General features: G+C 63.3%; 22 protein-coding genes and 1 tRNA gene. 12 read left to right on the plus strand and 11 right to left on the minus strand.

Annotated features, from left to right (window positions below; genetic code table 11):
- A partial coding sequence (locus tag BN1132_RS20110) for a DUF5610 domain-containing protein (RefSeq protein ID WP_042077091.1) occupies positions 1–896 on the plus strand: 896 nt, incomplete at its 5' end.
- Positions 897–991: 95 nt separating this feature from the next.
- Positions 992–1,525 carry an ATP--cob(I)alamin adenosyltransferase gene (locus BN1132_RS09585; protein ID WP_042077093.1) on the plus strand — a complete coding sequence of 178 codons (534 nt, stop codon included), beginning with the start codon at positions 992–994 and terminating at the stop codon, positions 1,523–1,525.
- Positions 1,526–1,609: 84 nt separating this feature from the next.
- On the opposite strand, the gene malZ is transcribed toward BN1132_RS09585, so the two are convergent.
- From malZ to BN1132_RS09630, 9 genes are all read right to left on the minus strand, one after another.
- On the minus strand, positions 1,610–3,439 hold the full coding sequence (gene malZ / locus BN1132_RS09590) for a maltodextrin glucosidase (protein ID WP_042077094.1): 1,830 nt from the start codon (positions 3,437–3,439) through the stop codon (positions 1,610–1,612).
- A gap of 136 nt (positions 3,440–3,575) precedes the next feature.
- Positions 3,576–4,424 (minus strand): HDOD domain-containing protein, encoded by an 849-nt coding sequence (locus BN1132_RS09595; protein ID WP_042077096.1) that lies wholly within the window; start codon positions 4,422–4,424, stop codon positions 3,576–3,578.
- A 70-nt stretch (positions 4,425–4,494) separates the two neighbouring features.
- Complete coding sequence (locus BN1132_RS09600) at positions 4,495–4,914, minus strand: META domain-containing protein (RefSeq protein WP_042077098.1); 420 nt, start codon at positions 4,912–4,914, stop codon at positions 4,495–4,497.
- A gap of 210 nt (positions 4,915–5,124) precedes the next feature.
- Positions 5,125–6,486, minus strand: a complete 1,362-nt coding sequence (gene yegD / locus BN1132_RS09605; RefSeq protein ID WP_042077099.1) for a molecular chaperone — start codon at positions 6,484–6,486, stop codon at positions 5,125–5,127.
- A 103-nt stretch (positions 6,487–6,589) separates the two neighbouring features.
- Positions 6,590–7,579, minus strand: a complete 990-nt coding sequence (locus BN1132_RS09610) for a 2-hydroxyacid dehydrogenase (protein WP_042077102.1) — start codon at positions 7,577–7,579, stop codon at positions 6,590–6,592.
- A 77-nt stretch (positions 7,580–7,656) separates the two neighbouring features.
- A complete protein-coding gene (locus BN1132_RS09615) occupies positions 7,657–8,133 on the minus strand; it encodes a CreA family protein (protein WP_042077103.1) in 477 nt (158 codons plus the stop codon).
- Positions 8,134–8,153: 20 nt separating this feature from the next.
- A complete protein-coding gene (locus BN1132_RS09620; protein WP_042077105.1) occupies positions 8,154–8,600 on the minus strand; it encodes an Mpo1 family 2-hydroxy fatty acid dioxygenase in 447 nt (148 codons plus the stop codon).
- A gap of 52 nt (positions 8,601–8,652) precedes the next feature.
- Positions 8,653–9,510: a hypothetical protein gene (locus BN1132_RS09625; RefSeq protein ID WP_042077107.1), complete on the minus strand. Its 858-nt coding sequence runs from the start codon at positions 9,508–9,510 to the stop codon at positions 8,653–8,655.
- 155 nt (positions 9,511–9,665) lie between these two features.
- A complete protein-coding gene (locus BN1132_RS09630; RefSeq protein ID WP_042077108.1) occupies positions 9,666–10,052 on the minus strand; it encodes a TraR/DksA family transcriptional regulator in 387 nt (128 codons plus the stop codon).
- A 462-nt stretch (positions 10,053–10,514) separates the two neighbouring features.
- On the opposite strand from BN1132_RS09630, the gene BN1132_RS09635 reads away from it, so the two are divergent.
- From BN1132_RS09635 to BN1132_RS09680, 10 genes are all read left to right on the plus strand, one after another.
- Positions 10,515–11,846: a glutamine synthetase family protein gene (locus BN1132_RS09635; RefSeq protein ID WP_042077110.1), complete on the plus strand. Its 1,332-nt coding sequence runs from the start codon at positions 10,515–10,517 to the stop codon at positions 11,844–11,846.
- A gap of 278 nt (positions 11,847–12,124) precedes the next feature.
- The gene (locus BN1132_RS09640; RefSeq protein ID WP_042077112.1) at positions 12,125–13,486 is read left to right on the plus strand and encodes an aspartate aminotransferase family protein; all 1,362 of its coding nucleotides are present in this window, start codon (positions 12,125–12,127) and stop codon (positions 13,484–13,486) included.
- A gap of 54 nt (positions 13,487–13,540) precedes the next feature.
- Positions 13,541–14,638, plus strand: coding sequence for a polyamine ABC transporter substrate-binding protein (locus tag BN1132_RS09645; RefSeq protein ID WP_042077114.1), 1,098 nt, complete (start codon positions 13,541–13,543; stop codon positions 14,636–14,638).
- Between the two features lie 126 nt (positions 14,639–14,764).
- A complete protein-coding gene (locus tag BN1132_RS09650; RefSeq protein ID WP_042077116.1) occupies positions 14,765–15,844 on the plus strand; it encodes a polyamine ABC transporter substrate-binding protein in 1,080 nt (359 codons plus the stop codon).
- A gap of 76 nt (positions 15,845–15,920) precedes the next feature.
- Positions 15,921–17,075, plus strand: a complete 1,155-nt coding sequence (gene potA / locus BN1132_RS09655; RefSeq protein WP_042077118.1) for a polyamine ABC transporter ATP-binding protein — start codon at positions 15,921–15,923, stop codon at positions 17,073–17,075.
- Positions 17,072–17,977: an ABC transporter permease subunit gene (locus BN1132_RS09660; RefSeq protein WP_042077120.1), complete on the plus strand. Its 906-nt coding sequence runs from the start codon at positions 17,072–17,074 to the stop codon at positions 17,975–17,977. Before potA ends, BN1132_RS09660 begins: the two co-directional genes overlap by 4 nt.
- Positions 17,974–18,816, plus strand: coding sequence for an ABC transporter permease subunit (locus tag BN1132_RS09665; RefSeq protein ID WP_042077122.1), 843 nt, complete (start codon positions 17,974–17,976; stop codon positions 18,814–18,816). The genes BN1132_RS09660 and BN1132_RS09665 overlap by 4 nt, the downstream gene beginning before the upstream one ends.
- A gap of 48 nt (positions 18,817–18,864) precedes the next feature.
- Entirely contained in the window at positions 18,865–19,590 is a 726-nt protein-coding gene (locus BN1132_RS09670) for an MOSC domain-containing protein (RefSeq protein WP_042077123.1), read from the plus strand.
- 140 nt (positions 19,591–19,730) lie between these two features.
- Positions 19,731–19,807: transfer RNA gene (locus BN1132_RS09675), tRNA-Pro, on the plus strand.
- A 381-nt stretch (positions 19,808–20,188) separates the two neighbouring features.
- The gene (locus BN1132_RS09680; protein ID WP_157005392.1) at positions 20,189–23,167 is read left to right on the plus strand and encodes a hypothetical protein; all 2,979 of its coding nucleotides are present in this window, start codon (positions 20,189–20,191) and stop codon (positions 23,165–23,167) included.
- Positions 23,168–23,765: 598 nt separating this feature from the next.
- Here BN1132_RS09680 and BN1132_RS19560 read toward each other — a convergent pair.
- Together BN1132_RS19560 and BN1132_RS09685 are read right to left on the minus strand one after the other, a co-directional pair.
- Positions 23,766–24,293: an AbiTii domain-containing protein gene (locus BN1132_RS19560; RefSeq protein ID WP_084202773.1), complete on the minus strand. Its 528-nt coding sequence runs from the start codon at positions 24,291–24,293 to the stop codon at positions 23,766–23,768.
- A 124-nt stretch (positions 24,294–24,417) separates the two neighbouring features.
- Positions 24,418–24,882: a thioesterase family protein gene (locus BN1132_RS09685; RefSeq protein ID WP_042077125.1), complete on the minus strand. Its 465-nt coding sequence runs from the start codon at positions 24,880–24,882 to the stop codon at positions 24,418–24,420.
- Positions 24,883–25,009 lie beyond the last annotated feature (127 nt).

Below are 25,009 nucleotides of genomic sequence, written 5' to 3' on the forward strand. Positions count from 1 at the left end.
CCCCGGAGACCCTGTTCGACTACGAGACGGTGGCGGACAACGTGCTGCAGTTCGTCACCGGACGGCTGGGCGCGGCCCGTGCCGATGGCAAGAGCGACGAGGATCTGGCCGAGATGATGGCCCAGGCCCGCAAGGGGGTGGACATGGGCTTTGGCGACGCCAGGAAGCAGCTCGGCGACTGGGCGGACAACGAGGATATCAAGACCGGCATGGATCAGAGCTACAAGCTGATCCAGGAGGGGCTGGAGTCCTTCGAGAAGGAGTTCTTCGGCGAGGTCTCGACCACGGATCTGGGGGCGGCCAGGATGGCCAGCCGGCAGCAGGCCTTCCTCGAGATCGAGACCCGGGACGGGGACAAGGTGATGCTGCGCTTCAGCGACAGCTGGCAGTTCAGGTCCCGGAACGACGGGAGCGGCAACCAGTTCAGCCTGAAGTCTAGCCAGAGCTTCGACTTCTCCCTGGAGGGCGATCTCGACGGCGCCGAGATGGAGGCCATCGGCACCCTGGTCAAGGGGCTGGACGAACTGGCCGGCCAGTTCTTCGGGGGAACGGATGGCAAGACCCTGGCCGACAGGCTGGCGGGCTTGCAGCTGGACGACAGCCAGCTGGTCTCCTACTCCCTCAAGCTCAAGCAGTCGGCCAAGCTGAGCCAGGCCTATCAGGGGGCCCACTCCCTGCAGGAGAGCCTCAAGCCCCTGGCGGACTACCTGCCACGGCTGAGCCGGGTGCAGCAGCAGGCCGATGCCCTGCTGCCGACCGCCCAGCAGCAGGCGTTGACACCGGCCGTGCTGGCTGCGCGGGGCCAGGACGGGGCGACGGGGGCCGGCTTCATGGGCTTTAACCAGCGGATGCTGGAAGCCATGCGGCTGCTCGGCCAGCAGATGGCCGCGGGCTAGTCTCGCCGCATCGCCCCTGATGTGCCCGAGGGCGGGCCGTTTGCCAGCCTGCCCCCGGGCTGGCACACTGCCCTTTTCCCCAGCCAGATCATGCCATGAACCCCAAGAAGCCAAGAGACAAGCGCGAACTCTGCTACCCCTTCATCTTCGAGACCCAGTTCCAGTGCGACTACGAGATCGCCACCGACGAGCTCTGCTGCCAGGTGGGGGCCGTGCTCTCTCATCTGGTGGCGGATGAGGATACCCGACCCGTGATGGCGGATCTGGCGACCCTGCAGCGGCTCATCTACAACCTCAACGGCTCGGTGCGGGGCAGGCTCGGGATCTTCGAGGAGGATCTGGCGTGGCTGAAGGGGCGTTACGATCACTACAACGAGGCGAGCCGTGGCCGGGTCACCGGCTTCGTGCTGCCCCAGGGGCCCCAGCCCATCCCCACCCTGCACCTGTGCCGCTGCGGCAGCAAGAAGGTGGTGCGCCTGCTGGTGCGTCTGGAGGAGAGCGGCGTGCGCTTCGATCCCATCCTCTACCGCTTCGCCAACCTGCTGGCCAACTTCTTCTTCGTGCTCACCGTCTACCTCAAGCAGGCTTGGGATGTGACCGAAGTCCCCTATGTCAGCATCAACTACTGAGGTCGCCGGGATTTACCGAAGCGGCACAAAGAAAAACCGGAGCCTTGGGCTCCGGTTTTGCTTTTCAGCGCGCCAACAGCGTATTCAGCTGGAGAGCAGCACCCTGGCCGAGTTGGCGGGGATGGTGAGCTGCACTTCCCCCTGCACCACCTCGAACTTGTCGCCGTTGAAGGCGTCGGTGAAGCGGCTGGCGGGGCTGGCGGTCTGCCACAGGGGCAGGCTGATGGTGCGCGGCTCCGTGGGGTGGCGGTTGCAGGCCACCACCACCTGATCGCTTTGCAGGGTGCGGGCGAACACATAGCTGTGGGGGCCGGCGTAGAGGGTCTGGATGTCGCCGCGGCGCAGGGCAGGGCGCTGCTTGCGCAGCTGGATCAGGCGGCGATAGTGGTCGTGCAGCACGTGATCCCAGTCCGTGGTGTCCCAGGGGAAGCAGCGGCGGCAGTCCGGATCGTTGCCTCCCGACAGCCCCACCTCGTCGCCGTAGTAGATAGAGGGCACGCCGATGTAGGTGATCAGCAGGGTGGCGGCGAGCCGCATCCGCTGCTTGTCCTCCCCCAGCAGGTGCAGGAAGCGGGCGGTGTCGTGGCTGTCCAGCAGGTTGAACTGGGCCAGCTGGTTCTTGAACGGGATATGGGCCCGCGCCAGCTTGAGCCAGTGGTCCAGCTCGGTGGCGCTGATCTTGATGGGGTGGTAGGCGATGTCCTGCCCCGCCAGGAAGGCGCGGACGGGGTGGGCGAAGCCGTAGTAGTTCATGGCACCGTCCTCCTGATCCCCCTGCAGCCACTGGCTCGCCTCGAAGAAGTGCTCGCCGAGCACGTAGGCGTCCGGGTTCTCCTGCTTCACGGCGCCGCGAATGGCGCGCACGTGGCCACGGTTGCCCTCGGCGGTGCCCCGCTCCCCCAGCATGTGGATGACGTCAAAGCGCCAGCCGTCGATCTGGTAGGGTGCCCGCATCCAGTAGCGCAGGATGGCGTTGTCTGCCCGGTAGACGGCGTCCTGCACCTGTTCGCTGGCGAAGTCCAGCTTGGGCAGGCTGCGGATCCCCTTCCAGCTGACGTAGTCCCCCTCCTGGTCGAAGGTGTAGAAGCTGCGCCAGGGGGAGTCCGGGTTGCTCTGGGCCCCCAGCGGCGGACAGAACCAGGGGTGCTCGGTGGAGGTGTGGTTGACCACGGCATCCAGGATGATCTTCATGCCGCGCTGGTGCAGGTTGCGGGTCAGCTCGGCGAACTGGGCGTTGGTGCCGAGGTGGGCATCCACCTTGAAGTAGTCCTGGGTGTCGTATTTGTGATTGCTCGGCGAATCGAAGATGGGGTTGAGGTAGAGCGCCGTCACCCCCAGGGATTGCAGGTAATGCAGCTTGGCGTCGATGCCCGCCAGATCCCCGCCGTAGAACTCGCAGGCGCCGTGCCCCTCCTCGTGACGGCTGACCGGCTCGCCCCAGGCCTTGCTGATGACCGCCTTGCCCCTGTACTCGTACTCGTGATGCTTGACGCTGAGGGACGGATCGCCGTTGCAGAAGCGATCCGGGAAGATCTGGTAGAACACCTGATCCTGCACCCAGGCCGGCGGCTGGTGGCGGCTGTTGAAGCGAAAATGCTGCTCGCGCGGCGGCATGGCGGCGCTGACGCCGGCGCCGTGCAGCCACCACTGCTCCTCGTCGGTGAGGCACTTGAAGCAGTAGAGGTGGATCTCCTGCCCTCTGGCGAGCGGCAGCTCGACCTGCCAGACCTGGAGCCTGTCCCGGGTGGCGACCGGTGTCATGGCGACCAGGTACTCCTCGTTGTCCGGTTCGTGGCGCAGCCACACCTCGCGGATGGGGGCGTCCAGCTCGCTGAACAGGGTGAGCTGCAGGGTGTCGGCACTCTCTTTGAACCAGGGTGCCGCCTGGGGGTGAAACAGGAAGGGATGGGTCATGGTGTCTACTGTGTCAGAGAGGCTACCGGGTCAGGGGATGCGCGAGGGCCATCCTAGCCTGCCCATGGGGTTGAGTATGTGACGACCGACCAGAATGAGGCGGTTGCCCGGCTCCGCGGGTCGGCCAGCCGTGAGTCTATTGCGTCAGCAGCTCGGCCAGGGCATTGCCCTGCTCGTGGAGCTGTTCGAGCTGATCCGCCAGGCTGGCGGGATCCAGCCCCAGCTGGTCGGCCAGGGGCCTGGGGAAGCGGGCGATGATGGCCTGGGCCGGTACCCCCGCATGCCAGGCGAAGGAGACGAAGACGGCGAGCCGGATCAGCACGGCCTCCTTGCTGACCGGTTCGTGGGAGAGGGGGTCGAGCTGCTGGGCGATGGCGTCGACGAAGGCGGTCGACAGGTTCCAGCGCCGCGCCAGCTCGGCGCCGAGCTGGGCATAGTCGTAACCCAGCATCTCCCGCTGGGCCTCGACCCGGCTGCTCCCCTTCTCGATGGCCAGGTTGATGAGCCCGGCCTCCTCCGGCAGGGTGCTCTGGATCAGCAGCTCGCCGATGTTGTGAATGAGGGCACAGGTGAAGGCGGTCTCCGGATCCACCGCCCTGGTCTGCTGGGCCAGGGTGCGGGCTATGGTGGCGACCTGGAAGGTCTGGGTCCAGAAGTGGTGCTTGTCGAATCCGGGGGGGGCCTTGAAGCTGCTGATGATGCCGGAGGCGACCACCACGGAGCGCAACCGGTTGAAGCCGAGCCGGATCACCGCCTGCTCGATGGAGGTCACCTCGTTGCCCCGGCGCAGGGCGGCGGAGTTGGCCATCCGCAGCACCTTGACGCTGATCACCTGGTCCATGGCGATCTTGGCCGCGATCTCGTCGATGCGGGCATTCTCGTCGTTGAAACTCTGCATCAGCTCGTGCAGCAGCTTGGGGATTGTGGGCAGTTGCTTGATCTTGCCAAACAGGCGATCCATCGACATGGCTGAGGCAGCCTCCATTGCTAACAGTGCCTCATATTGTGCCACAGCCTGGCCAGTTGTTCCTGTACCGGATCTGGTTTCGTCGGCCTCAGTACACCCAGTCTTGCAGTCTGTATTCCAAACGGTGCCGTTTTCCCTGCAGGATCAGGGTCTGGGTGGAACCGCTCAATGTGGCCCCCTCCGTCAGGGTGGCGAGCACGGCCTGTTCGACCTGGTCGAGCCCGGAGGGGCAGGCCATGGCGGTGCTGCCGAGGCTGGTGACCCAGAGCCGGTTCCCCTTGAGGTGGCCCTGGCCGAAGTAGCGGTTGCAGCCGGCGATGCCGTTGACGGTGAAGTGCTCCCCGATCTCGAGATCGGGGGGATTGACGCGGCTGCCGGTGACGGCCTGGCCATCCAGCCGGTCGAGCACCCAGTGGTGGTGCTGCAGATCGTGCGAGGCGAAGCGGGGAGTACTGCTGCAGGCACTGAGCAGAAGCAGGGCGAGCAGCAGTAGCAGGTATCTGGGCATTGAAGGGGCTCCGGTGATGGGTAGGACAAGCATACCCGTCCCGGGGCCTGCGAGGCAGGGCGAGGGGGGAGGTGCCCGACCGCTTCTGTCGCCCCGGGGGAAGAGGGGGTGTCGGTAAATGGCAACACTCGCCCCGGGCGAGCCTCGTCACGCACAAAAGGGGCCACGATGTGGCCCCCTGCTATCCCTGCGCCTTGGCGAGCCTGCCCATCAGCGGGCAAACAGCCGCTCGGCGTAGCGGGCGAGGCCGGAGGCGACCGAGCCGAAGTCGTCTCCCCCTTCCTGCGGTACCTTGGGCAGTTTCTGCTGGATGAAGGCCTTGATGAGGGGCGAACGGGCGCTGCCGCCTGTGATGAAGAGCCGGTCAGGCTGCACCCCGGCGGCCTGGATCGCCTCCTCCATCAGCTCGCCTATCTTCTCCAGCAGCGGTGCGGAGGCGGATGCCAGCTGGTCGCGCCCCAGCTCGGCCTCCAGCCCCTTCTCCAGCTCGTTCAGGGTCTGGTGATTGCGCTCGTGATCGGAGAGGGCGATCTTGCCCTGCTCGGCGCGCCACACCAGCTGGTGGCTCAGCTTGTGGGCCCGCAGGCTGGCGAGACGGGGCAGCTTGCTGCCGGGTTGGCTGTCGAGCTGGAGATCCTGCAGCTGGCGGCCCGTCTCCAGGCTGTAGAAGCGGCTCTGGGCGCTGACGTCGTTGATGGCGGCCGCGTCCCAGAACAGGGGGTGGGGCAGCGGCTTGCCGGTCTTGAGGGTCTCGTGCATACCGAGCAGCGGCATCATGCCCTCCACCGTCAGGCGGATGTCGAAGTCGTTGCCGCCGATGCGCTGGCCGCTGTGGCCGAGCAGATCGCCGCTGCGATCCAGCCGGTCGCGATGGCTCGGACCCATGCGCAGCACGGAGCAGTCCGTGGTCCCGCCGCCGATGTCCACCACCAGCACCACCGCATCCTCGCTGAGGCGCGCCTCGAACTCGAAGCCGGCGGCCACCGGCTCGTAGAGGAACTCCACCCGCTCGAACCCGGCGAGGCGGGCCGCCTCGCTCAGGATGGCGATGGCCTGGCGGTTGCTCTCCTCCCCCGCCAGCCCCTGGAAGTTGACCGGCCGGCCGATCACCGCCTGGCGGACGGGGGCGCCCGTCTGTTGCTCCGCCTGCTGGCGCACGTGCAGCATCATGGCGCAGACGATGTCCTCGAACAGGGCGATCTGGGGTGCCTTGAGGCCATAGGCGCCGAGGAAGGATTTCGGCGACTTGATGTAGTAGCCCTCGTCCGGCTCTTCCAGGTAGCGCTCCAGCGCCGCGTCGCCGAAGCTGAGCTCGTCGATCAGTCCCTCTTCGCGCATCTGGCGGCGCACCGCCTGGGCCCGGGTCACCACGGGGCCGCGCAGCTTGAGGTACTCCGCCTGCTGGGCGGGAGCCAGCCCTTCGGCCAGCAGGCCGGCGATGGCATCCCGGTGCGGGGCGTGCAGGGTGGAGGGGAGGTAATGGGAACCGGAGAGGGTCAGCAGCCTGGGGCTGCCCTGTTCCATCACGGCGACGGCACAGTTGGAGGTACCGTAATCAAATCCGATAAACATGGGCGGCCAGACTCCTGCACAAAAAAAGGGCTGGTAGCCTACCCGAAGGCGCCGGGTCTCACAACCCGGCGAGTCTGAATGGTGAGCGAAAGGCGAGGAGGGCTTATTCCACCTCGTTGTCGCAGCGGCCCTGGCCCTCGATGGCCTGGATGTTGCTGAGGGTGGTGTCGGCGATGGCGTGCAGCGCCTCCCGGGTCAGGAAGGCCTGGTGACCGGTGAATAGCACGTTGTGGCAGGCGGAGAGGCGGCGGAAGACGTCGTCGGTGATCACCTCGTTGGACTTGTCCTCGAAGAAGAGATCCTCCTCCTCCTCGTAGACGTCCAGCCCCAGGGCGCCGATGCGGGCGGTCTTGAGGGCCTCGATGGCGGCGTTGGAGTCGAGCAGGCCGCCCCGGCTGGTGTTGATGATCATCACCCCGTCCTTCATCTTGGCGAAGGCCTCCTTGTTCAGCAGGTGATAGTTCTCCTTGAACAGGGGGCAGTGCAGGCTGATGACGTCGGACTGGCGGAACAGGGTGTCGAGGTCCACGTACTCGGCGCCGAGATCGATGGCCGCCTGGTTCGGGTAGGGATCGCTCACCAGCAGGCGCATGCCGAAGCCCTTGAGGATGCGCAGGGTGGCGATGCCGATCTTGCCGGTGCCTATGATGCCGGCGGTGCGGCCGTGCATGTTGAAGCCCACCAGCCCCTCCAGGGAGAAGTTGGCGTCGCGGGTGCGCTGATAGGCCTTATGGATGCGGCGGTTGAGGGTCATCATCAGGCCCACCGCGTGTTCGGCGACCGCCTCCGGGGAGTAGGCGGGCACCCGCACCACTTTCAGCCCCAGCTCCTTGGCGGCCACCAGATCCACGTTGTTGTAACCGGCGCAGCGCAGGGCGATGACCTGGGTGCCGTATTGTGCCAGCTCGGTCAGCACCTCGCGGTCGGCGTCGTCGTTGACGAACAGGCAGACCACGGGGAAGCCGTGGGCGAGGCGGGCGGTCTTGGCCTCCAGCCGCACGTCGAAGAACTCCAGCTCGAAACCGTACTGGCTGTTGGCCTGGTGGAAGTGTTCCTTGTCGTAGCTCTTGGTACTGAAAACGGCGACTCTCATGGTGCGCTCTCCGCAGATAATGATGTGGTTAAATTACAACAAATATGGGCCGTCATCACGGGATAAATGGCGGGGCATCAGCCCCAGGGCATGATGGGCACGGCGCTCACCGCACTCTTGTAAGAACCATCCACCAGCTTGGTGCTGTAGGTCAGATAGACCAGGGCATTGCGCTTCTCGTCGTAAAAACGCACCACCTTCTGTTCCTTGAACACCAGGGAGGTGCTGACGTCGAACACCTCCTCCCCCGCCTTCAGCCTGGCGGGCAGGGTGATGGGGCCGATCTGGTGGCACGACAGGGAGGCGTGGGAGGGATCCTCCGCCAGCCCCAGGCCACCCTTGACGCCTCCTGTCTTGGGACGAGCCAGATAGCAGGCGACGCCGGCGATCTTGGGGTCGTCGAACGCCTCCACCAGGATCTTGTGGTTCGGGCCGACCAGCTTGAAGGCGGTGCTCACCTCGCCTACGGGGTCCGCCTTGTCGGCTAGCGCCGGGCCGGCCAGCAGCGCCAGCATCAGGGGCAGGGTACGGGCGAGGGGGGAAGGGTGTGTCATGGTTTCTCCTTCAGGCTCCCTCAGTAGGGGATGCCCAAGCGACGATAGAGGCTGGCCAGCACCCAGGCGGGGCCTACCAGCAGAAATTGCAGGTCGGTGAGGAAGGAGGGGCGTTTCCCCTCGATCCGGTGACCGACGAACTGGGCCAGCCAGAGCAGCACGAAACCGGCCAGGGCGGGCCACAGTAGCGGGCCTTGCCAGGTGTAACAGAACGCCAGCCCAAGGGTGGTCAGCGCCGCCATCCCCACAAACAGAGAAAACGACAGATGCAGATAGAAGGCCAGCACCGGCATGGCAACCAGCGCCGCCCAGTTCAGGGAGGGCTGCAGCGGCCCGGCCGGCAGGCACCAGAGCAGGGCCAGGGCGCAGAGGTAGATGCCAGGCACCGCCACCTTGTGGATGGCCACATTGACGGGATGCCGGTGGCTCTGGCCGTAGTCGCTGAACCATTCGTCGAGTCGTTTCATGGCACCTCCCTGGCGCGCGGCTTGTGCCACCCCGGTCGAGGTGGCCGAATCTTCATCCCTGCGGGGGATATTCCCAATATTGGGCCGGTATGCTCCTGAGCAAGGGGGTCATGTCCGGGTTGGGCAGGGAGATGGTGACCCTCTGCTCCAGGTTGGCGCTGGCCAGGGCCTCGCGGATCTTGGGATTCTCGTGGAAGAACTTCATGAAGCTGCCGTCGGCGTAGGCCCGCTCCAGCCCGGTCTGGATCGCCTTGGCCAGCTTGGGCGACTCCGGGCTGACGAAGAAGAACTCGGCGAAGGGGTAGCGGATCAGCAGGTGCTGATCGATGACCAGGTTGGGATATTGCGCCACCAGCTCGCTGCGCTCGGCGAAGATCTCCACCAGGCCGCGGGGGAAGAAGTCCAGCTTGTCGCCGTCATTCATCAGGCGGAACAGGTTGCTGTAGCGACCCGCATAGGTGGGAATGCCCGCCTGCTCCAGGATCTTGTTGTCGGCCCAGCCCACCCCCTGCGCCGCCTTCAGCTTCTTGAGATCCGCCAGGGTGTTGACCTGGTTGAACTTCTCCTGGGCGTCGGCGTGGATGAAGGAGAGGCGCAGCCCTTCCAGCCCGCGGAACAGCGGAATGGGGACGGCGATCAGGGAGGATTCGAGGGCGCTGGAGGTTCCCATCCAGAACACATTGATGGTCTTGCCCCTGGCGAGCGCCTGCTGGAGGCTGTACTGATTGAGGTTGAGGTCGACCCGCTCCAGCTTGTAGGGCTGACCGGCACGGGTGAGGGCCAGATCCAGCAGCTTGAGCTGGTACTCGTTGTCGAGGTCGTTGATCGGTCGGCTGGGGACCTTGACGGTGAGGGTCTGTGCCTGTGCCAGCAGCGGCAGGCACAGGCACAGCCTGATGAGCCATTTCACGCTTTGATCTCCTGTAGAGTCCGGGGCCTGCCCGGAGTCTAACAGAAGTTGTCACGCTCTTGCGTGACGCCGTGGGTGGGGGTCAGGCTCGCCGCTGGTGACACGGCCCCCGGCCTGCGGGGCTGGCCCAGGCGGGACGGGGGTCTGTCGGAGCATCAGGCGACGCGGCGGAACACGTGGGTATCGTTGAATTCCTTGGTGCTCTGACACTCGACGCAGAAGCGGGACTCGGGCCGCGCCTGCAGCCGCTTGAGGGAGATCTCGTCGCCGCAGGATTCGCAGTAGCCGAAATCCCCTTCATTGATACGCTTGAGCGCCCCCTTCAGCTTGCGCAGATGCAGCTTGTCGTGCTCGATGCGGTTCAGCTCCAGACGGCGGGCCTCCTCGACACTGGCGCGATCGATCTCGTCCGCCATTTCGTTGGTATCGGTGGCGATAGCCTGGCTGGCCTGGGAGTTGAGACGTTCTTCGAGCTCGAGGATCTGCCGCTCGATCTGGCCCTTGTAAAAGGCCAGTTGGTCTTCAGTCATGAAATCACACATATGGTTTGCTACCAGTCAGTTTCCCAATTTTTCCCATTTATGGGGGCTGTCTGTCTTCAGACCAAGCCCTTGTATCCCGATTTGCACCAAATCCAGGCAGGAGAGTGCAAATCAGGGCGGGCCTTGTACCAAAAAAATGCAGGCATGCAAAGAAAATTGGATAAGGAGTGTGCGCCCTTGCAAAGAAATGAGCCTTCTCCGACAGGGGCTGACTGAGTATCGCGCGGCGGCTGTCCGCTGTTGGCATCCGGCTTGCAGTGGGCTGATCGTGGCACCGAGTGTTTAGTATTTGGTGCCGCCCTGGTCATTTTACAGGCCGTTGTTTATAGTTTTTTAAACACCACCGCTTGACAAAGGGCTTTATGGCGGGCTTTTATGGTGTTGTCGATTACATTTTCTTAACAAGGGTGTTCCTTATATTAGACACCCTTGCCTATGACAACCGTAGAGTCGGGGTTTAACATGGACAGTATCAAGGGCTGGATGGAGAGCAATCGCATCACGGAAGTGGAGTGCCTGTTCCCGGATTTCACCGGCAATGCCCGAGGCAAGATCATTCCAGCCAACAAATTTCTGCGCGAGGGGGGCATGCGGCTGCCAGAGGTCATCTTCACCCAGACGGTGACCGGCGAATACCCGGATGACGACAGCATGATAGACCCGCTGGAGCGGGACATGCAGCTCTATCCCGATCCCAACACCATTCGTTTCGTCCCCTGGGCGCTGGAGCCCACCGCCCAGGTGATCCACGACTGTTTCGACGTCAACGGCAAGCTGATCGACATCGCGCCGCGCTCCGTGCTGCGCCGGGTTCTGTCATTCTACGAGAAGCAGGGCTGGAAGCCGGTGGTGGCGCCGGAGCTGGAGTTCTACCTGGTGACCCGTAACGAAGACCCCGACTACCCGCTGGTGCCGCCGGTGGGTCGCAACGGCCGCCCGGAGACCGCCCGCCAGTCGTTCAGCATCGATGCGGTGAACGAGTTCGACCCCATCTTCGAAGACATGTACGACTACTGCGAGGCCCAGGAGCTGGAGGTGGACACCCTGATCCACGAGTCCGGCGCCGCCCAGATGGAGATCAACTTCCTGCACGGCGATGCCATCGATCTCGCCGACCAGGTGTTCCTGTTCAAGCGCACCATGCGCGAGGCGGCCCATCGCCACGGCATCTATGCCACCTTCATGGCCAAGCCAATGAGCAACGAGCCGGGCTCCGCCATGCATATCCACCAGAGCCTGGAGGACATGGACGGCAACAACCTGTTCGGCACCAGCGAGGGGGGCAACTCCGCCCTCTTCATGCACTTCATCGCCGGCCTGCAGAAGTACACCCCGGCGGTGACCGCCCTGCTGGCGCCGAACGTCAACTCCTACCGCCGCCTCACCTTCGGCGAGAGCGCGCCGCGCAACGTGCAGTGGGGGGTGGAAAACCGCACCTGCGGGTTGCGGGTGCCCTTCTCCGAGCCCAGCGCGCGCCGGGTGGAGAACCGCTTCGCCGGCGCCGATGCCAACCCCTATCTGGCCCTGGCCGCCACCCTGGCCTGCGGCTATCTCGGCATGCTGGAGAAGCTGGAGCCCATGCAGGAGATGAAGGCGAGCGCCTACGACCTGCCCTACAGCCTGCCCCGTTCCCTGGAGGAGGCACTGAGCCATCTGGAGCAGTGCGAGCCCATCAAGGACATGCTGGGCGAGCGCTTCATCCGAGCCTTCGTCGCGGTCAAGCGCAAGGAGTACGAGACCTACTTCGGCGTGATCAGCCGCTGGGAGCGCGAGTTCCTGCTGTTGAACGTGTGACCCGTTTTGGGGAGAGGCGTCGGCCTCTCCCGTCAGATCGCAAGCAAGAGGGCACTGGACTCGTGAGTGCCGGCAGACGGTGCCGGCCTCGCGACGGCGTGCGCGAAGCCGCGTGACCGTGCCGAGCGCCTTCAATGGACGGGCGGCGACGCTCACCACATGGAAAGGCATCGAGGAGCAGGCGAGGCAGCATACCCGCGACTGGCAGTGACCGGGGGCCCGCATCCTCATCAATGGGCGGCAATGACCGCCGAATCGAAGGAACCGAGGAGCAAGCAATGCAGCACACCACCCGTGAGTGGCAGCAACTGGAAGCCAGCCACCACCTGCACCCCTTTACCGACTTTCAGGCCCTGAACAAGAAGGGCAGTCGCATCATCACCAAGGCCGAGGGGGTCTATCTGGAAGACTCCGAAGGCAAGCGAATCCTGGACGGGATGGCGGGCCTGTGGTGCGTCAACCTGGGCTATGGCCGTCAGGAGCTGGTGGACGCCGCCACCCGGCAGATGCAGCAACTGCCCTACTACAACCTCTTCTTCCAGACCAGCCACCCCCCCGCCGCCGAACTGGCGACCCTGCTGGCCGAGATCACGCCCCCGCACCTCAGCCACGTCTTCTTCACCGGCTCGGGCTCCGAGTGCAACGACACCGTGCTGCGCATGGTGCGCCACTACTGGGCCAGCAAGGGGCAGCCGGACAAGCAGGTGATCATCAGCCGACACAACGCCTACCACGGATCCACGGTGGCGGGTGCCAGCCTGGGTGGCATGAAGGGCATGCACGCCCAGGGCGGGTTGCCCATCCCCGGCATAGTGCACATCGACCAGCCCTATCACTTCGGCGAGGGGCAGGGGATGAGCGCCCACGAGTTCGGGCTGGCCCGTGCCCGCCAGCTGGAGGAGAAGATCCTGGCGCTGGGGGTGGACAAGGTGGCGGCCTTCATCGGCGAGCCCATCCAGGGCGCCGGCGGCGTCATCATCCCGCCCGACAGCTACTGGCCCGAGATCCAGCGCATCTGCGACAAGTACGGCATCCTGCTCATCGCCGACGAGGTGATCTGCGGCTTCGGTCGCACCGGTCACTGGTTTGCCAGCGAAGGTTTCGGCATCAAGCCGGATCTCATGTGCCTGGCCAAGGGCATCACCTCCGGCTATCTGCCGATGGGGGCCGTGATGGTGGGGGACAGGGTCGCCAGGGTGCTGGTGGAGGAGGGAGGCGAGTTCAACCACGGCTTCACCTACTCCGGTCATCCGGTGGCCTGCGCCGTGGCCATCGCCAACATCCAGCTTATGCAAAAGGAGAGCATAGTTAAGCGCGTTCATGATAGTATCGGCCCCTATTTGCAGCGCCGCTGGAGCGAGCTTGCCGATCACCCTCTGGTGGGAGAAACCCGGGGCAAGGGCCTGGTCGCCGCGCTGGAAATAGTCCAGGACAAGCAGACGAAACGTCGTTTCCCGGCCGAACGCCATGCCGGGATGACTTGTCGGGAGTTCTGCTTTAACAATGGCTTGGTGATGAGGGCGGTCGGCGATACCATGATCATATCGCCCCCCTTGGTGATCACCGAGGAACAGGTGGATGAATTGGTCAAACTGGCCAGGCTCAGTTTGGACCTGACGGCGGAAAAGCTGCGGGAATAGGCCGTGCCAGGCTGGGTTGGCTTACGCATACAATTTGCTTAGGAGACAAGGACTATGTCTTTTAAAAAGGGAATGATGGCTGCTTCCGTGGCGCTGGCCATGATGAGTTACGGGGCGATGGCCGACGAGAAGGTGCTGCACGTCTACAACTGGAGCGACTATATCGCGCCGAACACGCTGGAAGATTTCCAGAAGGAGACGGGCATCAAGGTGGTGTACGACGTGTTCGACAGCAACGAGGTGCTGGAAGCCAAGTTGCTGGCGGGCAGCTCGGGCTATGACATCGTCGTGCCGTCCAACTCCTTCCTGGCCAAGCAGATCCAGGCGGGCGTCTTCCAGAAGCTGGACAAGTCCAAACTCTCCAACTGGCAGAACCTGGATACCGCCTTGCTCAAGGCGCTCGAGCCGAGCGATCCGGGCAACCAGTACTCGGCGCCCTATCTGTGGGGCACCATCGGCTACGCCTACAACATCGACAAGGTGAAGGCCGTGCTGGGCAAGGACGCGCCGGTCGACTCCTGGGATCTGGTGTTCAAGCCGGAGAACATGGCCAAGCTGAAGGAGTGCGGTGTCTCCTTCCTCGACTCGCCGACCGAAATGCTGCCGGCCGCCCTGCTGTATCTGGGCTTCAAGCCGGACAGCCAGAAGCCGGACGAGCTGAAGAAGGCTGAGGAGCTGTTCCTCTCCATCCGTCCCTACACCGCCTACTTCCACTCCTCCAAGTACATCTCGGATCTGGCCAACGGCAACATCTGCGTGGCGGTCGGCTACTCCATGGACCTGCAACAGTCCAAGGCCCGGGCGATCGAGGCCAAGAACGGGGTCGATCTGACCTACGTGATTCCGAAGGAGGGGGCTGGCAGCTTCTTCGACATGCTGGCCATTCCGGCCGATGCGAAGAACGTGGAAGAGGCCCACGTGTTCCTGAACTACCTGATGAAGCCCGAAGTGATCGCCAACATCACCAACCAGATCCATGCGCCCAATGGCAACAGCGCGTCCACCCAGCTGGTGGACAAGGCCATCAGCTCGGATCCGGGCGTCTACCCCGATGCGGCGACCCTGCAGAAGATCTATACCTTCCCGGCCTTGCCGGCCAAGGTGCAGCGTCTGATGACCCGCAGCTGGACCAAGATCAAGTCAGGCAAGTAAGCAAGACGAGCAGTACCCCTCCCGGTCCGCAGTTCGGCCGGGAGGGGAGTGACCACCCGACAGGTTGGACGGCGCGTAAGGATGCGCGACTGGCAAAATCACACCAATGAGGACTGACAAGTGCACATGACCAAGATGGCAACGCTGGCCCTGACCCTGGGGTTTGCAAATCTGACCCAGGCAGCCCCTGTGGTTCATTTTTACAACTGGTCCGATTATATCGGCGAGACCACCCTCAGCGACTTCCAGCAGAAGACCGGGATCAAGACCGTCTACGACGTCTTCGACTCCAACGAGACGCTGGAAGGCAAGTTGCTGACCGGACGCACCGGTTACGATCTGGTCGTGCCCTCCAACAATTTCCTGGCCAAGCAGATCAAGGCGGGAGCCTTCCAGAAGCTGGATCCCGCCCTGCTGCCAAACCTGAGCAACCTGGATCCCGTGCTGCTCAAGCAGCTCGACAAGGTGGATCCGGGTCATCAGTACGCCGTGCCCTATCTGTGGGGCACCAACGGCATCGGTTACAACGTCGAGAAGGTCAAGGCGGTGCTCGGGGTCGACAAGATCGACTCCTGGGCCGTCATCTTCGAACCTGAAAACATGAAGAAGCTCTCCCAGTGCGGGGTGGCCTTCCTCGACTCGGCGGACGAGATGATCCCGGCCGCGCTGAACTACCTGGGGCTCAACCCCAACAGCCATGAGCCGGCGGATCTCAAGCGGGCCGAGGAGCAGTTGCTGAAGGTGCGTCCCTACGTGACCTACTTCCACTCCTCCAAGTACATCGGCGATCTCGCCAACGGCGACATCTGCGTGGCGGCGGGCTTCTCCGGCGACATCCTGCAGGCGGCGGCCCGGGCCGAGGAGGCGGGCAAGGGGATCCAGATTGCCTACAGCATCCCCAAGGAGGGTGGCAACCTCTGGTTCGACATGATGGCGATCCCGGCCGATGCCACCAACGTGAAAGAGGCGCACGCCCTGATCAACTACATTCTCGAGCCGCAGGTGATCGCCAAGGTGAGCGACTACGTGGGCTACGCGAACCCGAACATCAAGGCGGGCGAGTACATGGACAAGGCCGTCCGCGAGGACGAGTCGGTCTATCCCCCCCAGGCGGTGCTTGAGCGGCTCTATGTGCAGGAAGCGCATCCCCGCTCGGTGCAGCGTCTGATCACCCGGAGTTGGACCAAGATCAAGTCCGGAACCTAACCTTGGCGCCCATCCCGGGGCGCCAGATTGTATTGATGGATCGGCCCAGGCCGATCTCACCTTTGGGAGTTTGGTAATGGCGATAGCCTCCAGTGCCTACAAGAAAGCCCTCGAGGGCAGCCAGCAGCGTAAAGAAGTGCTGGTCAAAATAGACAGGGTAAGCAAGCAGTTCGACGAAACGCTGGCGGTCGACAACGTGTCTCTCAATATTCACAAGGGGGAGATTTTCGCCCTGCTCGGCGGGTCCGGTTCCGGCAAATCGACCCTGCTGCGGATGCTGGCCGGTTTCGAGCGCCCCACCGAGGGACGGCTGTTCCTCGACGGGGTCGACATTACCGACATGCCGCCCTACGAGCGCCCCATCAACATGATGTTCCAGTCCTATGCCCTGTTCCCCCACATGACAGTGGCGCAGAACATTGCGTTCGGCCTCAAGCAGGACGGCCTGCCCAAGGCGGAGATCGACGCCCGGGTGGAGGAGATGCTCAAGCTGGTGCAGATGACCCAGTACGCCCGCCGCAAGCCGCACCAGCTCTCCGGCGGCCAGCGCCAGCGGGTGGCCCTGGCCCGTTCCCTGGCCAAGCGTCCGAAACTGCTGCTGCTGGACGAACCCATGGGGGCGCTCGACAAGAAGCTGCGCTCCACCATGCAGCTGGAGCTGGTGGAGATCATCGAGCGGGTCGGCGTGACCTGCGTCATGGTGACCCACGACCAGGAAGAGGCCATGACCATGGCCGAGCGGATCGCCATCATGCACCTGGGCTGTATCGAGCAGATCGGCAGCCCCATGGACATCTACGAGACCCCGGCCAGCCGGCTGGTGTGCGAGTTCATCGGCAACGTCAACCTGTTCGACGGCCTGCTGGTGGAGGATGAGCAGGACCACGCCACCATCGCCTGTGCGGATCTGGAACAGCCCATCTACGTGGGCCACGGCATCAGCTCCCGCGCCGAGAACAAGAAGGTCACCTATGCCCTGCGTCCGGAAAAGCTGCTGATGAGCCTGCACAAGCCGGAGGAGATCGAGCATCCGGACTTCAACTGGACCAAGGGCGAGGTCTACGACATCGCCTATCTGGGCGGCCACTCCGTCTATCACATCCAGCTGCCATCGGGCAAAATCGTTCAGGCTTTCATCGCCAATGCCGAGCGCCACGGCAAGCGGCCGACCTGGGATGACCAGGTGTTCCTGTACTGGGAAGATGACAGCGGCGTGGTGCTGCAATCATGAAGGCATTGAGACGACTGCAACAGGCGGGGGGGCGCCAGCTGGTGATCGGCATCCCCTTCTTCTGGCTCTTCCTCTTCTTCCTGCTGCCCTTCATCATCGTCGTGAAGATCAGCTTCGCCGAAGCGGACGTGGCGATCCCGCCCTACACCGACGTGGTGAGCTGGGCGGACAACCAGCTCACCATACTGCTCAACATGGGCAACTACCTGCTGCTGGAGGAGGATGAGCTCTACATCGCGGCCTATCTCGGCTCCCTCAAGATGGCCCTGGTCAGCACCATCCTCTGCCTGCTGATCGGCTATCCCATGGCCTACGCCATTTCGAAGGCCAACAAGGAGACCCAGACCGTCCTGCTGCTGCTCATCATGATGCCGACCTGGACGGCCATCCTGATCCGGGTCTACGCCTGGATGGGCATCCTCAGCAACAACGGCCTGCTCAACGGCCTGCTGCTGGAGCTGGGCCTTATCAGCGAGCCGCTGCAGATCCTCAACACCAACCTGGCGGTCTATATCGGCATCGTCTACTCCTATCTGCCCTTCATGGTGCTGCCGCTCTACGCGAACCTGGTCAAGCATGACCAGAGCCTGCTGGAGGCGGCCTCCGACCTCGGCGCCCGCAACCTGACCCGGTTCTGGCAGATCACTGTGCCGCTCTCCAAGAACGGCATCATCGCCGGCTGCATGCTGGTCTTCATCCCCGTGGTGGGGGAGTTCGTCATCCCCGAGATGCTGGGCGGCCCGGAGACCCTGATGATCGGCAAGGTGCTGTGGCAGGAGTTCTTCAACAACCGTGACTGGCCGGTGGCCTCCGCCCTGGCGGTGGTGATGCTGGCGGTGCTGATCGTTCCGATCATTCTCTTCAACCGCAACCAGGCCAAGGAATTGGAGGGCAAGGCATGAGACGTTTCGGTTTTGCCAAGCTGATGCTGTGGCTGGGGCTGCTGTTCATCTACCTGCCCATGATCATCATGGTGATCTACTCCTTCAACGCCTCCAAGCTGGTGACGGTGTGGGGCGGCTGGTCCATGAAGTGGTACTTCGGCCTGCTCGACAACAAGCAGCTGATCGGCTCCGTGTTCCGCTCCCTGGAGATCGCCTTCTACACCGCCATCGCGGCGGTGGCGCTGGGGACGGTCGCCGCCTTCGTGCTGACCCGGATCCCCCGCTTCCGTGGCCGGACCCTGTTCGGCGGCATGGTGACGGCGCCCCTGGTCATGCCCGAGGTGATCACCGGTCTGTCGCTGCTGCTGCTGTTCGTGGCCATGGCCCAGCTGGTGGGCTGGCCCGCCGAGCGGGGCATGCTGACCATCTGGATAGCGCACACCACCTTCTGTACCGCCTACGTGGCCATAGTGGTGTCGGCGCGACTGCGGGAGCTGGATCTCTCCATCGAGGAGGCGGCCATGGACCTGGGGGCCAAGCCGTGGAAGGTGTTCTTCCTGATCACCATCCCCATGATAGCCCCGTCCCTGGCGGCGGGTGGCATGATGTCATTCGCCCTGTCGCTGGATGACCTGGTGCTGGCGAGCTTCGTCTCCGGTCCGGGGTCGACCACCCTGCCGATGGAAGTGTTCTCGGCGGTGCGTCTCGGGGTGAAGCCCGAGATCAACGCCATCGCGAGCCTGATCCTGCTGTCCGTATCCCTGTTCACCTTCGGTAGCTGGTACCTGATGGCGAGGGCGGAGAAGCGTCGCCGCGCCGAGATCGCCATGACCACCCAGATGCAGGCAGTGGCCTGACCTGCCCCGTGATAAGATCCGCATTCCCCCATCCGTCAGGAGAATGGAATGCGGATCTCCCTCTTTATCGGCCAGAGCGCCGAACTGAACCCCGAACAGGCTCCTGGCCTCGTCAGTGCCATCCACAAGCAGCCTGTCGACACACCCCTGTGGTGCGGCTTCCTCGGCCTTCGCGGGGATGAGCAGAGCGACCGACGCCATCACGGCGGCCCGGATCGGGCCCTGCACCATTATCCTGCGGATCACTACCCCTGGTGGAAGACCTGGCAAACCGCGCTGGGCCTGCCCGCGCCCCGCACCCCCTGGCAGCCCGCCGCCTTCGGCGAGAATCTCTCTGGCCTGGGGCTCGGCGAGACGCAGGCCTGCATCGGCGATGTCTATCGTCTCGGCGAGGCGCTGATCCAGATCAGCCAGCCGAGATCCCCCTGTTTCAAGCTCAACCAGCGCTTTGGCTATGGTCAGCTCTCCCAGGTGATGCAGCTCAATGGTCGCTGCGGCTGGCTGCTGCGGGTGCTGGAAGAGGGAAGGGTGGCCCCCCAGGCCGAGCTGGTATTGGTGGACAGGCCCTACCCCGAGCTGACGGTGAAGCGCACCGCCGACATCTTGTTCAACCAGACCCGCAACGAGGAGGATCTGCAACTGCTGCTGGAGAATCCTGCCCTCTCTCCCAACTGGCGCCAGCATGCGGCTCATTGGCTGGAGCATGGTGTGGTGGCGGACTGGCGCCGGCGTCTGCTGGGGCCGGCCGAGTTCCAGGTGCCGCCGCAGGCGTGATGACGTCACAGGAGGACGGTCGCGCTCGTTTTTTCCTCGATGCGCTGAATTGTTGAGCGGAAAGCCATTTTTTTGATGTGAATGCAAAAAAAGGCTTGTGTCGGGTCGGGGCTTTCGGTAAATTCTCGCCCCGCAGACATCGGTGTGTAGCGCAGCTTGGTAGCGCACTTCGTTCGGGACGAAGGGGTCGGAGGTTCGAATCCTCTCACACCGACCAAATTCAACAAGGGCTTAGCTTAGGCTAGGCCCTTGTGCTTTTCCGGCCTTCCCGTTCTGGTGGGCATGTCCTCTTCGCCCCCTTCTTCTCCCGTTGCATGACCCTGAGCTCCCCAGTATCAATCCCGATACAGTGTGTGCCTGGTTCGTTTGGTTTATTTATCAACGCATTGCCGTTCCCCATGGCGGGTTGCGGGGTGCCCCCTGTTTCAGGCCTGTGACAGGTCTCGGCATCAGTTCCTGTAACCCCTTGTTTTTTCACTCTCCACCCGCTGGCATATGGCTTGCTCCATCGCTCTCGTCATGACGACAGGCGGTCGCAGGTGTCCGTGTTGATCGGCGCCACCCGGCCACACGAGGACAACGTCAAGGAGAGATCGACATGTTCGTCAGTAAACGATGGGCGACTATGCTGGGGGCCGTGCTCACGCTCGGACTGCTCGGCACGACGCCGACACAGGCCGCCGACCCCGTTGGGGTCCAGACTACGCTGGAGGGCTGCCGCAAAGATGCGAGCTTCACCTTCCCCGATGGCGGTCCCTTCATCTGCCCCGACGAGGACTACACCACAGGCAACCTAGGCAAGACGTGGAACGAACTCGACCTCGTTCCTTACCGCATCACGCTGCAGGCCGGCAATTCGGCCCCGGCCAGCCAGACATACACCCTGGGGGTGGTACTGGACAACGAGGATGCAGGCAAACCCGGATATGACATCCTGTCGGCCCCCGTGCTGAATGTGGGCAAGTCGAGCGCATCCTGCGTGGCGGCCCAATCGACACAGCAAACGCCATTGGATCCCGGCATCGGCGGAACCGACGTCTCGATTTACCGGTTGATCACGGTCACTCAGGCGAAAAACACCACCTGCGTTTACGACTACTACGGCCGGCTGGCCCTGGGGTCGCACCTGTTCCCGGGCTCGTCGCTGCACGCCAATCTCCTGGCCGAGGATCTCGGCACGGGGGGCGCTGGCGCACGGGATGTGTCGATCCCCGTCAAGGAGATCGAACCGCAGGAAATATCCAAGATGATGACGGCTCACCAGGGGGCGGAGCAGACCTGGAATATCTCCAAGGGAACCGAAGATACTCTGGACTTCGGCAACGTCTGTCGCAGTGACGCGCCGGCATCCCTGCCCGTCCAGATCACGGTGACCTGGACCAAGGCGGAGGTCATCGGCGGCAAGGTCGCGGTCAACATAGTGCTGAACGCGAAGAACCCGGCCGCGCGCACCATCACCATCGACTTGACGGACAAGCTCTATAAGGGCTCGAACAACAGTGGCACCTTGCTGGGCACCTACAATGAGGGTCCGTTCGACCTCGCCCCCGGCTTCAACGGCATGGTCGCCGAATTCACGGTCGAATTCGATGCGGCCACGGCGGGCAAAGTCGGCGACTGGCTGCACAACGAGGTGTCAGGAGTCTATACGGACAAGGCAACCGGCATCGCGGTGCCGGGCACGACGACGGCGGTCGCGGACGCCCAGATCCAGCAGGGCGCCATCACCAATGCTTCGACGACCATCAAGGACGTGGAGGAGATCGACGGCGATGGCCTGACCTATTCAGTCGCAACACCGTCACTCGGCGGCTTCCTGTACGGCTACCTCGCGGGCGACAAGACGGATGGCGTGGTAGGGTGGCAGGTGACAGGCCAGACAGACAGCGGTTCCATTACCTTCAACAAGGAGGTCTACCTCGATGATCCCAAGCGGGTCACGACAGGCGTATTGAGAGATACCGCCTACCTGACCGCGTCGGACGGATTCGCAGCCAGCACCGACGAGCTGCAGATCCCGATCGCCTCCTCGGCCAAGGCCAAACTCACCATCGAGAAGAGCATCCCCAGCTTCCTGGATACGGGCGAGAAGCTCGAGATAACGTTCCACATTACCCGCGCCAATGATGGCACATTCAGCAAGACCAAGGTCATCACCTTCACGGGCGGTGGCGCGACGACGCAGTCCGTCACGGCATGGGGCCTGGTTCCCGACACCTATTACGTCGAGGAGCAGGGCAGCATGTTCTTCGCCGCCGGCAGCGACACGGGCGTTCCCATCGGTCTGGCCGATCCGCGCGATCCAACGGTGTACCCGAATCCCAGGACGGTGAACCTCCAGCTCGAAGACGGCATGGCGACCCGTTGCTCGGCAACCGTCGACTTCCAGAACGAGCCGACGGACGAGCCTGCCAAGGCACAGGTGGAGAAGACCACGGAGCCGGCGCTGGAAAGCTCGGATGACGACTACTACTGGACCTTCAAGCTGTATGGTCCGGGCGGCGCGCTGCTGAGCACGCAAGAAGTCGGCGCGGGTGCGGGTTACGGTACCTTCCAGGGGGGCGGTGGTGACCTGCTGCTCATGACCGAGGGTACCTACACGGTCGTGGAGACCACCAAGGCGGGCTGGGATCTGATTTCGGCCAATCCGGACTCACCGATCCAGGACAAGGTCTGCGACTTCACGGTCGACTATCCGGAGGATGCAGGCAAGGTCTTCTCCTGCTCGTTCCTGAACCGGGAACGCGGCAGGGCACAGGTCCTCAAGACCTTGAACGGCAGCGGCGATCTGGGCAGCTACTCGTTCACCTTCGTGCTGCGGCAGGGGGCTACTACCTTCTCCATCGGCGAGACTCTGGAGTCGATGTCGGCCAATGCCGGGAACGGCGGCACCCTGGCGTTTACGCAGGAGCTCATCCCCGGCCAGACCTACCAGATCTGCGAGATCGTGGGTCCGGGGTGGCTCACCAACTTCGGAACCTTCGTGCCGAATGCCTTCATGCCACCGGATGGTGTCGTCATCAACCCGAATGTCGACAACAGCATACTCTGTGGCGACTTCGAGGTGGGTCCGGGCGAAACCAAGGTGTTCAGGATCGACAACACACCGCCCCCAGGGGGTCGTGCATTGACCATCGGTTTCTGGCGGAACTGGGCGTCCTGCGCCAAATCCAATGGCAAACAGAACCCCGTGCTTGACCAGACGCTGGCCTCCTTCGCCGGTGGCGGAGTCTACATCGGCAACCTGTTCGTGGATACCTGCCAGGAGGCCGTACGTATCCTGAGCAAGCAGGATGTCGGGAGCGGCAAGCAGAAGTCGAGCGATCCGGCGTTCAACATGGCGGCGCAACTGCTTGCCGCGAAGCTGAACGCACAGGCTGGGGCCGGTGTGTGCCCGAATGCGGCCACGGCTATGGTTGCTGGCCAGGCCATCCTCGATGGCGCACCGCCGAGCTATGCGGTGAGCTTCACCGGGATGGGGGATTATCCGAAGAAGGGTCAATTTGCGACCGAGGCGAACAACCTCGCCACGTCGCTTGACCAGTACAACAACAACTACCTGTGTACCGGGCCGTAAAGAGGCCGCACACAAGGTGTCCAGCGAGGGCCCGGCGCAAGCCGGGCCCTCTTTTTAATCTGGCGGGCAAGGCGGTGGCTGTATGTGGTGGGTTTGGCAGCACCTGCTCGGTGCCTTGCCACTGTGCGGTCAGACAGGGGGCAGGGCTGCTGCTGGTGTCTTGTGGCCGGCATACGGACGGCCAGGCGTGAGGGAGCCGGGTTGGCAGAGCATCGGCGAGCTTCGACAAGATGAGGCACCAGCGCGCCAGCCGGCGGCTTGTGGGAGTCGGTGCCTGCCGTCATCTTGTCGCGCTGAGGCGGTTCACCCCCATGGCAGCTGTCTGCAGGGATCGTGGGGAACATGGGGTGGTGCTGTCCCGGACCTGGGGTCTTGCTGACAGCTCTCCACCAAGGGCCGTATCGCGTGCAGTTGGATATTCGGCACTGACAGGCGTGTCTGAATGGCGGGGAGATGGACGGGGCATGGCGCCCAATTAAAAGGGCCACCGCTCGGTGGCCCCACGGGTGGAGTCTGATCCTGACTCCGGCACTCTAGATTGTGGCAATCTCGTTGTGGGTCTTGTCGATGGTGCCCTCCTTGCGCGCCAGGCGCGTGATCAGATATGCCAGTGTTGATGGCGCAATGCCTTGAAGCCGTGTTGAGTTTGCAGAGCCGCATGCTTGGGGTACTCGCTGATGAAGTGTTCGAGACCCTCCACCAGTTGTGAGCGCAACGAAGACACGGGCTCATGCCAGGCTTGCAGGCAGAGATGGCCGGGGATCAACTGCTCTCGATACGCTTCCAGCAGTTGTTCTGGCCAGGGCTCGATATGGGAATCATGACGCAGCAAATAGTGGGCGGCGGGTTCACGGGCATAGATGAACTGAACTTGGGCCAGGTCGCGTTGGCTTAGCGTTTGGCTGCCGATGTGGCAAGTCAGATATTTTCCCGTCTTCAGATTCAGGAAGTGACCGCGTTGCCGACAGGCAATGATGCGATACCAGGGCAGGGGTGAACAGAGAGAATACCCCTCCAGCTCCTGTTCCAACCAGTGACGACACTCAGGCGTCTGCACCTGTTCGCGCATGGCCTCGAGCTGTGTCAACAAGGCTCTGGATGGTTGGGTAGCCAGTGTCGCGCTCATCGTCTGCAATCCTCCCTCTGCACAGAATCCCGACTTTCAGTATGGACCTTGGCCGACGGAGGGGGGTAGCAATTCTAATGATTAAAATCGGCTTAGAAGCGCACTTTTTATTCAATAAAGGCCACTATCCGACCAGGTAGGTGCCGGTGCCGAAGGCGATGTGGGTCCCTTCTTCATTGTGCAGTTCCATACGGGCGACGGCCACCTTGCTGCCGGCCCGGATGATGTGGGCGGTGGCGATGAACTCGTTGCCGCGCCCCGGGCGCAGGTAGTCCACCCGGAGGTCTATGGTGCCGAGGCGGGAGAAGCGCTCCTTGAGGTAGCTGGGGGAGAAGTCCTCCAGCTCGTCGATGCAGGAGGCCGCCACTATCATGCCGCCGGCCACGTCCAGCAGGCTGGCGGTGACGCCGCCGTGCAGGATGTTGTGGAAGGGGTTGCCGACCAGCTTCTCCTCCATCCTGATGCGCAGCTCCACCCTGTCGAAGTCGTAGTGGGTCACCTGCATGCCGATCAGCTTGTTGAAGGGCATCTTCTCGGCGAACAGGTTGGCAATGCCACTGAGCGCCATCTTCTTGAGCATCTGTTTCATTCTCTGAGTCCGATCCCTGTCATCAAAGCCGAGTAAAAACTCCAGCCAGTCTGCAACACTTCCTTAACAGTCGCAATGCCAGGTTTATTGTGAGCGGCGGCTGCTTTAGAATGGCGACCCCAAAGGA

The sequence above is a fragment of the Aeromonas sanarellii genome, assembly GCF_000820085.1.
In the GTDB taxonomy this organism is placed as follows: domain Bacteria; phylum Pseudomonadota; class Gammaproteobacteria; order Enterobacterales; family Aeromonadaceae; genus Aeromonas; species Aeromonas sanarellii.